This is a genomic window from Streptomyces sp. NPDC047981 (assembly GCF_040653315.1).
In the GTDB taxonomy this organism is placed as follows: domain Bacteria; phylum Actinomycetota; class Actinomycetes; order Streptomycetales; family Streptomycetaceae; genus Streptomyces.
The window spans coordinates 77,904-90,678 of record NZ_JBEZNQ010000001.1 but is presented as its reverse complement, the minus strand read 5'-3'; the positions used below and the strand labels follow the sequence as shown (position 1 = coordinate 90,678).

Annotated in this window: 15 protein-coding genes; 8 read left to right on the top strand and 7 right to left on the bottom strand. The window is 72.7% G+C overall.

What is annotated here, in order from left to right:
• Positions 1 to 145: 145 nt before the first annotated feature.
• Together AB0E14_RS00445 and AB0E14_RS00440 are read right to left on the bottom strand one after the other, a co-directional pair.
• Positions 146 to 361 carry a hypothetical protein gene (locus tag AB0E14_RS00445; RefSeq protein ID WP_362409710.1) on the bottom strand — a complete coding sequence of 72 codons (216 nt, stop codon included), beginning with the start codon at positions 359 to 361 and terminating at the stop codon, positions 146 to 148.
• 10 nt (positions 362 to 371) lie between these two features.
• The gene (locus tag AB0E14_RS00440) at positions 372 to 1,223 is read right to left on the bottom strand and encodes a helix-turn-helix transcriptional regulator (protein ID WP_362409708.1); all 852 of its coding nucleotides are present in this window, start codon (positions 1,221 to 1,223) and stop codon (positions 372 to 374) included.
• A gap of 169 nt (positions 1,224 to 1,392) precedes the next feature.
• On the opposite strand from AB0E14_RS00440, the gene AB0E14_RS00435 reads away from it, so the two are divergent.
• Positions 1,393 to 1,866 (top strand): ATP-binding protein, encoded by a 474-nt coding sequence (locus AB0E14_RS00435; protein ID WP_362409706.1) that lies wholly within the window; start codon positions 1,393 to 1,395, stop codon positions 1,864 to 1,866.
• A 9-nt stretch (positions 1,867 to 1,875) separates the two neighbouring features.
• On the opposite strand, the gene AB0E14_RS00430 is transcribed toward AB0E14_RS00435, so the two are convergent.
• Entirely contained in the window at positions 1,876 to 3,510 is a 1,635-nt protein-coding gene (locus AB0E14_RS00430) for an ABC-F family ATP-binding cassette domain-containing protein (RefSeq protein WP_362409704.1), read from the bottom strand.
• A 279-nt stretch (positions 3,511 to 3,789) separates the two neighbouring features.
• Positions 3,790 to 4,200, bottom strand: coding sequence for an SsgA family sporulation/cell division regulator (locus AB0E14_RS00425; protein WP_362409702.1), 411 nt, complete (start codon positions 4,198 to 4,200; stop codon positions 3,790 to 3,792).
• 204 nt (positions 4,201 to 4,404) lie between these two features.
• Here AB0E14_RS00425 and AB0E14_RS00420 point away from each other — a divergent pair, with 204 nt between their 5' ends.
• Complete coding sequence (locus AB0E14_RS00420; RefSeq protein WP_362410315.1) at positions 4,405 to 5,496, top strand: oxidoreductase; 1,092 nt, start codon at positions 4,405 to 4,407, stop codon at positions 5,494 to 5,496.
• Here the strand turns inward: AB0E14_RS00420 and AB0E14_RS00415 are convergent.
• Positions 5,493 to 5,792 carry a YciI family protein gene (locus AB0E14_RS00415; protein ID WP_362409700.1) on the bottom strand — a complete coding sequence of 100 codons (300 nt, stop codon included), beginning with the start codon at positions 5,790 to 5,792 and terminating at the stop codon, positions 5,493 to 5,495. The two genes, AB0E14_RS00420 and AB0E14_RS00415, sit on opposite strands and share 4 nt — an antisense overlap.
• An 85-nt stretch (positions 5,793 to 5,877) precedes the next feature.
• Between AB0E14_RS00415 and AB0E14_RS00410 the strand changes: the two genes are divergently transcribed.
• The 3 genes from AB0E14_RS00410 to AB0E14_RS00400 all read left to right on the top strand — a co-directional run bounded on the left by AB0E14_RS00410 (position 5,878) and on the right by AB0E14_RS00400 (position 7,159).
• Positions 5,878 to 6,591: an endonuclease V gene (locus tag AB0E14_RS00410; RefSeq protein ID WP_362409698.1), complete on the top strand. Its 714-nt coding sequence runs from the start codon at positions 5,878 to 5,880 to the stop codon at positions 6,589 to 6,591.
• A gap of 62 nt (positions 6,592 to 6,653) precedes the next feature.
• Positions 6,654 to 6,788, top strand: coding sequence for a hypothetical protein (locus AB0E14_RS00405; RefSeq protein WP_362409696.1), 135 nt, complete (start codon positions 6,654 to 6,656; stop codon positions 6,786 to 6,788).
• Positions 6,785 to 7,159, top strand: a complete 375-nt coding sequence (locus AB0E14_RS00400) for a VOC family protein (RefSeq protein WP_362409694.1) — start codon at positions 6,785 to 6,787, stop codon at positions 7,157 to 7,159. The genes AB0E14_RS00405 and AB0E14_RS00400 overlap by 4 nt, the downstream gene beginning before the upstream one ends.
• 52 nt (positions 7,160 to 7,211) lie before the next feature.
• Here AB0E14_RS00400 and AB0E14_RS00395 read toward each other — a convergent pair whose 3' ends face one another.
• Both AB0E14_RS00395 and AB0E14_RS00390 read right to left on the bottom strand, forming a co-directional pair.
• A complete protein-coding gene (locus tag AB0E14_RS00395; protein ID WP_362409692.1) occupies positions 7,212 to 8,426 on the bottom strand; it encodes a saccharopine dehydrogenase NADP-binding domain-containing protein in 1,215 nt (404 codons plus the stop codon).
• A gap of 79 nt (positions 8,427 to 8,505) precedes the next feature.
• Positions 8,506 to 9,048: a hypothetical protein gene (locus AB0E14_RS00390; RefSeq protein WP_362409690.1), complete on the bottom strand. Its 543-nt coding sequence runs from the start codon at positions 9,046 to 9,048 to the stop codon at positions 8,506 to 8,508.
• 148 nt (positions 9,049 to 9,196) lie between these two features.
• Here AB0E14_RS00390 and AB0E14_RS00385 point away from each other — a divergent pair, with 148 nt between their 5' ends.
• Genes AB0E14_RS00385 through AB0E14_RS00375 form a run of 3 tightly spaced genes read left to right on the top strand, consistent with a single transcriptional unit; the run spans position 9,197 to position 12,757 of the window.
• Positions 9,197 to 10,348, top strand: coding sequence for a CaiB/BaiF CoA-transferase family protein (locus AB0E14_RS00385; RefSeq protein ID WP_362409688.1), 1,152 nt, complete (start codon positions 9,197 to 9,199; stop codon positions 10,346 to 10,348).
• Positions 10,345 to 11,487: an acyl-CoA dehydrogenase family protein gene (locus AB0E14_RS00380; protein ID WP_362409686.1), complete on the top strand. Its 1,143-nt coding sequence runs from the start codon at positions 10,345 to 10,347 to the stop codon at positions 11,485 to 11,487. Before AB0E14_RS00385 ends, AB0E14_RS00380 begins: the two co-directional genes overlap by 4 nt.
• A 52-nt stretch (positions 11,488 to 11,539) precedes the next feature.
• Positions 11,540 to 12,757 (top strand): acetyl-CoA C-acetyltransferase, encoded by a 1,218-nt coding sequence (locus AB0E14_RS00375; protein WP_362409684.1) that lies wholly within the window; start codon positions 11,540 to 11,542, stop codon positions 12,755 to 12,757.
• Positions 12,758 to 12,775: the final 18 nt, after the last annotated feature.

Sequence of the window (12,775 nt, the reverse complement as noted above, 5' to 3'; positions counted from 1 at the left end):
AGGCCCGATAAGGCCCCGGCCAAGCCCGCTGCGGCGATGTCCGGTTACGTTCCGTTATGTTCGCTGCTGGTGGCGGCGTAGGGAGAGGCAGGTCACGGCTCCGGCGTGGCGGGGCGCCGCGCTCATGGCTCCGCGGGGCGGCTACTCAGAGCAGATGGTCGGCCTGCCCCGCCTTGACGGCCGCGATCAGCGCGCGCAGCGCCTCGACCGAGTCGGTCACGTACGCGTCGGGGGTCAGGGTCGAGCCGATGTAGGCGCGGCCCGCGTCGTCGAGGCCGAAGCGGAAGCAGTTGGCGCCCTCGCTGCAGAAGGCCTCGTTCCAGGCGATCTTCTCAGGGGCGGAGGGGTCGATGGCGTTCATGCCGGTTCCTTCAGAGGTCCTGGGCGAGCGCGTGGATGAACGCGCGCGACTCCGGTTCGGGCAGGGCGAGTCCGCGCAGCCGCTCCAACAGCCCGCGATATCGCCTCAGTTGCATGTCGGCGTCGAGGAGCGTCGAGCCGTGGGAAGAGTCCAGCTGCACGGTGTCGAGCTGCGGCACGGGCGCCGCCACGTAGGTGAACGACTGCCCCGCGCCGGGGAAACCGCCCGCCGTGAAGGGGATGACGCGCACGGTGACGGTGTCCCGCTCCGAGCGGGCCAGAATGTACTCCAGCTGCGCCCTGGCCACCTTCGGGCCGCCGAACTGCATCCGCAGCGCGGCCTCGTGGATCACCGCTTCGTAGAGCGTGGGCCGGTCGCGGTCCAGGATCTCCTGGCGGCGCAGCCGCAGGGCCACCCGGGCCCGCAGGTCGGGTCCCGGCAGCGGCGGATCGGCGGTGTCAAAGACGGCCCGAGCGTGCTCCTCCGTCTGCAGCAGGCCGGGGATGTGCGTGGTGACGGCCGTGTGCAACTCCGAGGCGTGGAACTCGAGTTCGGCGATGTCCAGGAGGCCGGGCGGGAGCAGCCCGCGGTGCTCCTCCCACCAGCCGCGGTCGCGCTCCTGGGCCGTCGCGGCGAGCAGGTCGACGAGGCCGGTGTCGGGGCAGCCGTAGTTGAAGGCGAGGGTGCGCACGCGCTCGGCGCTGATGCCGAAGCGCCCCGACTCGATGTGGGGGATGCGGGTGCGGTCGACGCCCAGGAGGGCGGCGGCCTGCTGGGCCGACATCCCCGACTGTTCGCGCAGTTTGCGCAGCTCGTTCCCGAGCCGCTGCTGGCGCGCGGTCGGGGTGCTCCTGGGTGGCACGGCTCGTTCTCCCCTTCTGGCCGGCCCGGGTGGCCGACGTTTTGGCCGGAATGACACGACTACCCGCAAGTAGTAGCACCGTGCTCCGCTTCTGCGCTACGGTCGGTAGCGCCAGTCTCACACGCGGCGACCGTACCTGTGTGTGAGCATCCCCACACCCACAGGAAAAGTGAGCAACACGATGAAGGGCGCCCTGCGTTGCCTCCCGTCCGCCGTCGCGGCCGGGCCCATACCCCCTGTCGCGGAGAACCTCAGCTACTCGATGGTCCTGCCCGGCGGCGCCTACTGCGCCGGACTGGCCCGACAGGCCGTCCGCGGCCTGCTCGACCGGCACGGGCTCGCCACGCTCCGCGACACCGCCGTGCTCGCCGCCTCCGAACTGGTCGCCGCCGCCTACCGCTTCACCCCCGACCGGGAGATGATCCTGCGCGTCCGCTGGCAGTTCGAGGCCCTGCGGATCGTCCTGTACGACCAGCACCCGGCCCACGCCTCGCCGGACAAGGCCGAGGAATGCCGCGACCGCCGCAGCCGCAGCATGTGGCTGCTGGCCGCGGCGGTCGACACCCAGGGCGGCGACTGGGGGCTCGCCCCGGTGCTCGGGCCCGGTGGCGGTACGAAGTCCTGGGCCTTATTGCACCGTTGACCCGGTCCCTCAGTGCACCTGTGCCATGACCTCCTCCGCGGTCGTCGGCCTCAGCTCGCCGTCGAGCAGCAGCCAGCGGGTGATCCCCAGCGACTCCAGGAACGGCACGTCGTGGCTCGCCACGATCAACGCCCCTTCGTACGCGTCGAGCGCCGCCGTCAGTTTCCGGACCGACGCCATGTCCAGATTGTTCGTCGGCTCGTCCAGCATCAGCAGCTGAGGCGCCGGTTCGGCGAGCAGCAGCGCCGCGAGGGTCGCGCGGAACCGCTCCCCTCCCGACAGCGTCCCGGCCGGCTGGTCCGCCCGCGCGCCCCGGAACAGGAACCGGGCGAGGCGTGCCCTGATCGCGTTGCCCGTCGCCTCGGGAGCGAACCGGGCGACGTTCTCCACCAGGCTCAACTCCTCGTCGAGGACGTCGAGTCGCTGCGGCAGGAACCGTAGCGGCACATGGGTGACGACCTCGCCCGCCACCGGCGCCAGCTCCCCGGCGATCGTCCGCAACAGGGTCGTCTTGCCGGCCCCGTTACGGCCCACGAGCGCGATCCGCTCGGGCCCGCGCAGCTCGAACCCGCCGTCCACCCGCGCGCCGTAGCGCAGTTCGAGCTCGCGCAGGGTCAGCACCTCGCGACCGGGATGGACCGTGGTGCGCGGCAGCTCGATCCTGATCTCGTCGTCGTCACGCACCGCCTCCTCCGCGACGTCGAGGCGTTCGCGGGCCTCGGCCAGCCGCTCGGCGTGCAGGGCGCGGTGCTTGCCCGCCGAGACCTGCGCCGCGGCCTTGCGGTTGTTGGCGACGATCTTCGGCACCACCTTGTTGTCGAAGCTCTTCCTGCCGTACCGCTTGCGGCGCGCCAACTTCATCTGGGCCTCGGACAGTTCGCGCTTCTGTCGCTGCACGTCCGCCTCGGCCACCCGGACCATCCGCTCGGCCGCCTCCTGTTCGGCGGCGAGCGCCTCCTCGTACGCGGAGTAGGCGCCGCCGTACCAGGTGACCTCCCCGTCGTGCAGATCGGCGATCTGGTCGACCCGCTCCAGGAGCTGCCGGTCGTGGCTGACCACGACGAGGACCCCGGACCAGGCGTCCACGGCCTCGTACAGCCGGGTGCGGGCGTACAGGTCGAGATTGTTCGTCGGCTCGTCGAGCAGCAGGATGTCCGGCCGGGCGAGCAGCAGCGCCGCCAGCCGCAGCAGGACCGACTCGCCGCCGGACAGCTCGCCGATCGTCCGGTCGAGACCGATGTGCCCGAGACCGAGCTGGTCGAGCGTGGCGCGCGCCCGCTCCTCCACGTCCCAGTCGTCGCCGACCGCGGCGAAGTGCTCCTCGGCGGGGTCGCCCGCCTCGATGGCGTGCAGCGCGGCCCGGGTCGCCGCGATCCCGAGGGCCTGGTCGACCCGGAGCGCGGTGTCCAGGACCAGGTTCTGCGGGAGGTAGCCGACCTCGCCGACGGTACGGATCGTGCCGTCGGTGGGGGTCAGTTCACCCGCGACGAGCTTGAGGAGCGTCGACTTCCCCGAGCCGTTCAGGCCGATGAGCCCGGTGCGGCCGGGGCCGACCGTGAGCTGGAAGTCGTCCAGGACATGGGTGCCGTCCGGCCAGGAGAAGGAGAGGGACGAGCAGGTGATGAACGTGGGATGGGTCGCCATGGTGGCCTCCCTGTTGCGAGAGCGTGGGCTGGGGCAACGGGTGAGACACCGGGGCGCGGGCAGGCGGGAACGCTCGTACGCCGAGGGCGAAGACGGCACACGCGGCGGGCTGCGTGAAGCAGCTCGGGGGCACGCGCGGCACGGTGTCTCGCAACCTCAGACGAGCAACGGCCTTCTCCGATCGGGCGACAACAGGGCCAGGTCAGGACGGTACGCCCGGCACCGGGCGGCTGCAATCGAATTAACCGCGGGGGAGCGGTGAGCGGGTGGCGCGCCCGGTCAGCCGTCCAGGAGCTGGGCCAGGTCCCCGTCCCAGTCCAGGTACTGGTGCTCGCGGCCGGCCGGTACGAGGTGCTGCGAGCGCCGGAGGAAGTGGCGCAGCTCGGAGGTGCGGACGTGCACGACGGCGACGCCCTCGGGGGCGTGGAACTCCACGACGGTCCGGTCGTAGCCGTACGGGCGCACCCGGACGTCGCCCAGACCGGCAGGGCCCTCGACGCCCTGGACGAGCAGCTCGCGCGCGAACGCCCAGGAGACCTCGACGCCCTCCAGGGTCGCGGGCGGCGGGAACGCCATGCTGACGGCGAACGGGTCCTCACGGTCGTACCGCAGTGTGGCGGGGACGGTCTCCATCCGGGGCGCGGATGCGACCAGACGGGCCTGAACGGCGTGCTCGATGACGGTGGGCAAGGCCAGCTCCTGTCGCGCGGCTTCGGTTCCTGACGTCTCCCTGACACAAGGGAAGACGAACGATGACGCCAGAACGTGCACTGGGGGGTCACGTGAGCTGTGTCACCGCGATGCCGGACACCGGCGGGGAGGCGGTCTGGACGGGGTCACCGGCGTGGGCTAGCTTCCGGCGCCATGACGTCCAAGGGGAAGACGAGACGAATGATGTCGGTGGGGCTGAGCGGGGTGGCCCTCGCGGCGGCCCTGACGGTCCCGGCGTACGGCGCGTCGGACGCCGCCTCGGGCAGCGCGCCGGGCGACGCCTCGCAGGCCGGGCCCTACGGGGCCGGCTGGCAGCTGACGGAGACCGGGACCGACGCCCGCTTCCGCGGCCTCGCGGCCGTCGACCGCAGGACCGCGTGGGCGGCGGGCTCGAAGGGGACGGTGCTGCGCACCACGGACGGCGGCCGGAGCTGGCGGAACGTCTCGCCACCCGGCGCCGGGGAGCTGGAGTTGCGTGACGTCGAGGCCTTCGACGCCCGGCGCGCCGTGGTCCTCGCGATCGGGGAGGGGGAGGCCTCCCGGGTCCTGCGGACCGAGGACGGTGGAGCCACCTGGACCGAGTCCTTCCGCAACACCGACCCGCGGGCCTTCTACGACTGCATGACCTTCTTCGACCGGCGCCACGGCCTCGCCATGAGCGACCCCGTCGACGGGAAGTTCCGCATCCTGTCGACGCGGGACGGCGGGCGCTCCTGGGCGGTGCTGCCCGACGCGGGGATGCCGGCGGCCCTGCCGGGAGAGGCCGGGTTCGCGGCGAGCGGCCAGTGCCTGGTCTCCTCGGGACCGAGGGACGTCTGGATGGCGACCGGCGGCGGCGCCACGGCGCGCGTGCTGCACTCCCGTGACCGGGGCCTGAACTGGACCGTGGCGCAGTCCACGATCCCGGCGGGCGACCCGGCCCGCGGAGTCTTCGGGCTCGCCTTCCGCGACCGCGCGCACGGCATCTCCGTCGGCGGCGACTACCGCGCGGGCCAGGCCTCGCCGCAGGCGGCCGCGGTCACCGACGACGGCGGCCGCCGCTGGACCGCCGCCTCCGCCCCGCCGCCCGCGTACCGCTCCGGTGTCGCCTGGCTTCCGTACGCCAGGACGGCCGCGCTCGCGGTCGGCCCGACCGGCACGGACCTGACCGTGGACGGCGGCCGTACCTGGCGGACCGTCGACACCGGCTCGTACGACACGGTCGACTGCACCCGGGACGGGGCGTGCTGGGCCTCCGGCGAGAAGGGCCGGATCGCCCGACTGAGCGGTCGCTAGGAGGGGAGCTGCTCGCGGTACGGGGCGAGTGCCTCGGCCGTCTTCGTCGCGTAGAACTCCGTGATCCGGTACACGCACACGTCCTCGACGGTGAACGGGTCGGCCGCCACGATCTTCTCGATCTCCGCGCGGTCGACCCCGGCGGCGAGGATGATGCCGCCGTCGCGCGGGTTCTTCCGCCCGGAGGCGATGAAGACGCCGGCGGCGTACTGCGCGTCGAGCCACTCGACGTGCGCGTCGAGCAGCGCGTCGGCCCGCTCGACCGGGCCGGTGTAGGTCAATTCCAGTACGAACATGACCGGCAGGCTACCCGGGGCCCGGACGGCGGCGCGGAAACCGTTCGCCAGTCGGACGGGCCGGCGCCGTAGGGTGGCCGTCATCATGACGATCATCGACGTTCCCGAGGGCTGGCCCACCGACGAGACGACGGCCCGCGCCGTGCAGGAGGAGCTGCGGGAGCGGCTCGTGCTCGATGAGCCGGGACCGGCACCCGGCACGGGCCGGGTCACGGGCCTCGACGTGGCCTACGACGACGAGCGCGACCTCGTCGCCGCCGCGGCCGTCGTCCTGGACGCCCGCACGCTCGACGTCGTGGAGGAGGCGACGGCGGTCGGCCGGGTGTCGTTCCCCTATGTGCCCGGGCTGCTCGCCTTCCGCGAGATACCCACCGTCCTCGCCGCGCTCGCCGGACTGACCGAGGACCCGGGACTGCTCGTCTGCGACGGCTACGGGCTCGCCCACCCCCGCCGCTTCGGACTCGCGAGCCACCTCGGCGTGCTGACCGGACGCCCCTCGATCGGCGTCGCGAAGAACCCCTTCATCTTCCAGCACGACCAACCGGGTCCGGAACGCGGCGACTTCAGCTCCCTGCTCGCCTCCGGCACGGAGGAGGTCGGCCGGGCCGTGCGCACCCAGGCCGGGGTGAAGCCCGTCTTCGTCTCCGTCGGCCACCGGGTCTCCCTGGACAACGCGTGCGGTCACACCCTGCTGCTCGCCCCGCGCTACCGCGTCCCCGAGACGACCCGGCACGCCGACTCCCTCTGCCGCCGCGCCCTCAAGGACGCCCAGACCCGGGCGGGCGGCGCGGGCGCTTGAGTAGCCGGACTGAGTACGCGTACGGATGGCGGGGAGTGATCACGCGCGGCAGGCTTGGGCCCATGACATCCCCCGTCTCCACCTCTTCGCGCACCGCGGGCCGTGGCATGAACGCCCTGCTCGCCGGGGCCGGGCTGCTGGCCCTGGCCTGGGTCTGCGCCATGCTCTACGTCGTCGTCGCCTGGGTGGCGGCATGATCGGCACGCTCCAGTGTGTGGTCCTGGACTGCACCGACGTCATGGAGCTCGCCGCCTTCTATCAGCAGGTCCTCGGTGGTGAGATCAACCGGCCCGACCCGCAGTGGGCCGTCGGCGACGCCTGGGCCACCCTGCACGACGCCGCGGGCGCTCCGGTGCTCGCCTTCCAGGGCGTGGCCGACCACCGCCCGCCGGTCTGGGGCGCGCCCGAGCAGCAGTTCCACCTCGACGTCCGGGTCGCCGACCTGGACGCCGCCCACGACGCGGTCCTCGGGCTCGGGGCGACACCGCTCGACGAAGGGGGCGACGACCGGGCCTGGCGGATCTACGCCGACCCGGCCGGCCACCCCTTCTGTCTCGTACGCCACTGAGGCCTGTCCCGTACGCCCCTGAGGCGCGCTCCGGCACGACCAGGGGCCGGTGCTAGCGGGCGTCGGCCACCCGGAAGCGGATGCCGGCCGCCCGCAGCCGGTCGACCAACGCGTCGCCCATCGCGACCGCCGTCGTGACCTGGCCCGCGCTCTTCGGCAGGCCGTCGTCGAGAGCGAGGCAGAGCGCGGACTCGGCGAGGATCTTCGCCGTCTCGCCGTACCCCGGGTCGCCGCCCGAGACCTCCGTGAAGACGCGCCGCCCGCCGCCCTCGCCCACGAAGCGCACGGTGAACCAGCTGCGCGCGCGCCGCTCCGCGCTCGGGCCCTGTCCGGGCTCGTAACGGTTCATCAGCCAGCTGCGTACGGGCGCCAGTTGGGCCGCCAGCAGGCCGGTGCCGACGGCCGCGGAGCCGCCGATCGCCATCGGGATCGTCTTGACCGAGGCGTAGTGCCGGTAGACGAAGTCGGGGCCGTACGCGTCGAGCGCGCGCGCCGAACGGGCCACCACCTGGGCGTCGATGGTGGGCAGCGGCAGCGCCCAGGTGCCGGTCTCCCGGCTGAAGCGCGGCCCGCCGATCGGGGCGCGCGCCCTGCGACCGACCAACCGGGGCTCGTGCAGGCGCCGTTCGCGCGCGGCGCGCAGGGTCTCCCGGCCGCGCCCCATCGCCGTCAGCGCGGACGCGAACGTGCCGCCGGAGAAGACCGCGCCGACACGCACGAAGCCGTCGATCCGCAGCGGCACGTCCTTCGGCAGCTGCCGCACGGTGTACCAGACGCCCAGGTCGTGCGGTACGGAGTCGAAGCCGCACGCGTGCACGATCCGCGCGCCCGTCTCGCGGGCGCGGGCGTCGTGGCGCACGTACATGTCGTCGACGAACTCCGGCTCGCCGGTCAGGTCCACATAGTCAGTGCCGGCCTCCGCGCAGGCCGCGACCAGCTTCTCGCCGTACCAGATGTACGGGCCGACGGTGGTGGCCACCACCCGGGCGGACGCGGCGAGTTCGCCCATCGAGTCCGCGTCGGTCGAGTCCGCGACGATCAGCGGCAGTTCGGCGCACCGGGGCCACCGTGCCGCGAGGCGCTCGCGCAGCGCGAGCAGCTTGGCGCGGCTGCGCCCGGCGAGCGCCCACCGGCACCCGGCCGGCGCGTGCTCGGCCAGATACTCCGCGGTGAGTTCGCCGACGAACCCCGTCGCCCCGAAGAGGACGACGTCGTACGCCCGCTCGCCCGTGTCCCGCTCCACACCGTTCCCGCTCGCCAGCTCCATGCGGCCCTCGCCTTCCCCTGCGGCTTTCCCCTGCTTCCCCTGCGAGCGCGGAGCCTAGCGCCTGCTCCGCCGGGTCCCGTCAGCGGTAGTCGTCGGGGTGGTCCTGCATCCAGGTGTTGATCCGGTCCCGGGTACCGATCAGCAGGGTCTGGTGCTTCTTCAGGTTGGGGTAGGTGGTGTCGCCCGCCAGAGTGGTCCGCAGCTTCTCGATCCAGGCGATCGGCTCGGGGAAGTGGCCGGGCCCCTTCGGGTCCGCCTTCATGGCGCGGTCGAGTCCTTCGAGCTCCTCGTGGACGCGGCCCAGGAAGTACGCGCAGTCGGTGGCGCAGCTGTCGTCGAGCGTGGCCTGCAGCCCGGCGAAGGCGTCCCGGACCAGCTCGGGTCCGGGCGTCTGCTGGTCGCCGTCGGCCTCCGCCTCGGCGCTCGCCCCGGCGTCCGTGCCGGCATCGGCGCCCGCCTCGGCTCCCGACCCGGCGCTCGCTTCGGCGGTGGCGACCGGCGACGCGGTCGACGTGGGTGTCGCGCCGGTGGAGGCGTCGCCCCCGGCGGAACAGGAGATCAGCAGGGCGGCGGCGATCGGTGCGGCGAGCAGCGCGGTCATCCCACGTCGTGATGTGAACATGCCTGGACCCTATCCGGGGTCGGCCGGGGCACGGCCGGTTCGCCGGCGAAATTCCAAGCGCTTGCTCGGCCAGGGGGCTTGTGCGGAGTGGAACACGTTCCTAGCATCACCGGTGTTACATCATTGCTGTCACATAGCTGGGGGCTCGATGGCCGCGACGACGGCGACGGACCGCACCACCTCGAACGGGCCGCTCTCCGGAGTGCGGGTGGTGGAGCTGGCGGGGATCGGGCCCGGCCCCTTCGCCGCCATGCTCCTCGCCGACCTCGGCGCCGACGTCGTCCGCGTCGACCGGCCGGGCGGGCCGGGGCTCGGCATCGACCCCGCCCACGACCTCACCAACCGCAACAAGCGCTCCGCCCTCGTCGACCTCAAGGCCGACGGAGGCCCCGCGACCGTCCTCGACCTGGTCGAGCGCGCGGACATCCTCATCGAGGGCTACCGTCCCGGCGTCGCCGAGCGCCTCGGCGTCGGCCCCGACGCCTGCCTCGCCCGCAATCCGAGGCTCGTCTACGGCCGGATGACCGGCTGGGGCCAGGACGGGCCGCTCGCCGCCCGCGCCGGACACGACATCGGCTACCTCGCGATCACCGGCACCCTCGGCATGATCGGCCCCGACCCGGACGGCCCGCCCACCATCCCCGCCAACCTCGTCGGCGACTACGCGGGGGGCTCGCTCTACCTCGTCGTCGGAGTCCTCGCCGCGCTCCAGCACGCCCGCGCGCACGGCGAGGGCCAGGTCGTCGACGCGGCCATCGTCGACGGCTCCGCCCACCTCGCCACCATGATCCACGGCATGCTCGCGGCCGGCGGCTGGCAGGACCGGCGTGGGGTCAACCTGCTCGACGGCGGCTGCCCGTTCTACGGCACGTACGAGACCTCCGACGGCGGGTACATGGCCGTCGGCGCCCTGGAGCAGCAGTTCTACGACGAGTTCGTCCGGCTCCTCGGCATCGAGGACCTCGCCCCCGCCCGCCGCGACTTCGGGCGCTGGGAGGAACTCCGTACCGCCGTCGCGGCCCGCTTCCGCACCCGTACGCGAGACGAGTGGACGGACGTCTTCGCCGGCAGCGACGCGTGCGTCGCCCCCGTCCTCTCCCTCCGCGAGGCCCCGGCCCACCCGCACCTCGCCGCCCGCGCCACCTTCGTCGAGCACGGCGGCCTCACCCAGCCCGCGCCCGCGCCCCGCTTCTCCGCCACCCCCGGGACGGTCCGTACCGGACCCGCGCTGCCCGGCGCCGACACCGACGCGATCGCCCGCGACTGGGCCGTCCCCTCCCTGAAAGGCAAGGAAGCATGAAGCGCCTGCTCTACACCGCCGACCACGAGGACTTCCGCGCCACCGTCCGTACCTTCCTCGCCAAGGAGGTGCTGCCCCACTACGAGCAGTGGGAGAAGGACGGCATCGTCGCGCGCGAGGCCTGGCGCGCCGCGGGACGCCAGGGGCTGCTCGGCCTGGCGGTGGACGAGGAGTACGGAGGCGGCGGCAACCCCGACTTCCGCTACAGCGCGGTCCTCGCCGAGGAGTTCACCCGGGCGGGCGCCCCCGGCATCGCGCTGGGCCTGCACAACGACATCATCGGCCCGTACCTCACCTCGCTCGCCACCGAGGAGCAGAAGCGCCGCTGGCTGCCCGGCTTCTGCACGGGCGAACTGATCACCGCCATCGCGATGACCGAGCCGGGCGCCGGATCCGACCTCCAGGCCATCAGGACCAGCGCCGAGGACCGTGGCGACCACTGGGTGCTCAACGGCGCCAAGACCTTCATCTCCAACGGCATCCTCGCCGACCTGGTGATCGTCGTCGCGAAGACGACCCCCGAGGGCGGGGCGCACGGACTCTCGCTGCTCGTCGTCGAGCGGGGCATGGAGGGGTTCGAGCGCGGCCGGAACCTCGACAAGATCGGCCAGAAGTCCCAGGACACCGCCGAACTCTTCTTCCGCGACGTCCGCGTCCCCAAGGAGAACCTCCTCGGCGAGCTCAACGGCGCCTTCGTCCACCTGATGACCAACCTCGCCCAGGAGCGGATGGCCATCGCGGTCGCCGGCATCGCCGCAGCCGAACACCTCCTGGAGATCACCACCCGGTACGTCAAGGAGCGCGAGGCCTTCGGGCGCCCGCTGGCCAAGCTCCAGCACATCCGCTTCGAGATCGCCGAGATGGCGACCGAGTGCGCCGTCACCCGTACGTTCCTCGACCGGTGCATCGTCGATCACTCGAACGGGGAACTCGACGCCGTCCACGCCTCCATGGCCAAGTGGTGGGCCACCGAGCTGCAGAAGCGTGTCGCCGACCGCTGCCTCCAACTGCACGGGGGGTACGGCTACATGGCCGAGTTCCCGGTCGCCCGGGCGTTCACGGACGGCCGTATCCAGACCATCTACGGCGGAACGACCGAGATCATGAAGGAGATCATCGGACGTTCCCTGCTGGGCTGACCCGCGACCCCTCTCTCCTCACCCTCATCGCCGCATCGTTGAAAGGCTGCTCGTGAGCACCGAAGCGTACGTGTACGACGCGATCCGCACCCCGCGCGGGCGCGGCAAGGCCAATGGCGCCCTGCACGGCACCAAGCCCATCGACCTGGTCGTCGGACTCATCCACGAACTCCAGGGCCGCTTCCCCGGACTCGACCCGGCCGCGATCGACGACATCGTTCTCGGTGTCGTCGGCCCCGTCGGCGACCAGGGCTCCGACATCGCCCGGATCGCCGCCATCGCCGCCGGGCTGCCCGACACCGTCGCCGGCGTCCAGGAGAACCGCTTCTGTGCCTCCGGCCTCGAAGCGGTCAACATGGCCGCGATGAAGGTCCGCTCGGGCTGGGAGGAGCTGGTCCTCGCCGGTGGCGTGGAGTCCATGTCACGGGTTCCGATGGCCTCCGACGGCGGCGCCTGGTTCGCCGACCCGATGACCAACTTCGAGACCGGCTTCGTACCCCAGGGCATCGGCGCCGACCTCATCGCCACCATCGAGGGCTTCTCGCGTCGCGACGTCGACGAGTACGCCGCGCTCTCCCAGGAGCGGGCCGCGACCGCCTGGAAGGACGGCCGCTTCGACCGCTCCGTCGTCCCCGTCAAGGACCGCCGCAGCGGCCTGGTCGTCCTCGACCACGACGAGCACATGCGCCCCGGCACCACCGCCGACTCGCTCGCCGCCCTCAAGCCGTCCTTCGCCGCCATCGGTGACATGGGCGGCTTCGACGCGGTCGCGCTGCAGAAGTACCACTGGGTGGAGAAGATCGACCACGTCCACCACGCCGGCAACTCCTCCGGCATCGTCGACGGCGCCTCGCTCGTCGCCATCGGCTCGAAGGCCGTCGGCGAGCGGTACGGACTCACGCCCCGCGCCCGGATCGTCTCCGCCGCCGTCTCCGGTTCCGAGCCGACCATCATGCTCACCGGACCCGCCCCCGCGACCCGCAAGGCGCTCGCCAAGGCCGGGCTCACGATCGACGACATCGACCTGATCGAGATCAACGAGGCCTTCGCGGGTGTCGTGCTCCGCTTCGTCAAGGACATGGGCGTCAGCCTCGACAAGGTCAACGTCAACGGCGGCGCGATCGCGCTCGGCCACCCGCTCGGCGCGACCGGCGCGATGATCCTCGGCACGGTCGTCGACGAGCTGGAGCGGCAGGACAAGCGCTACGGCCTGGTCACCCTGTGCGTCGGCGGCGGCATGGGCGTCGCCACCGTCGTCGAGCGCGTCTGACCACCCGTCCCTCCCCGA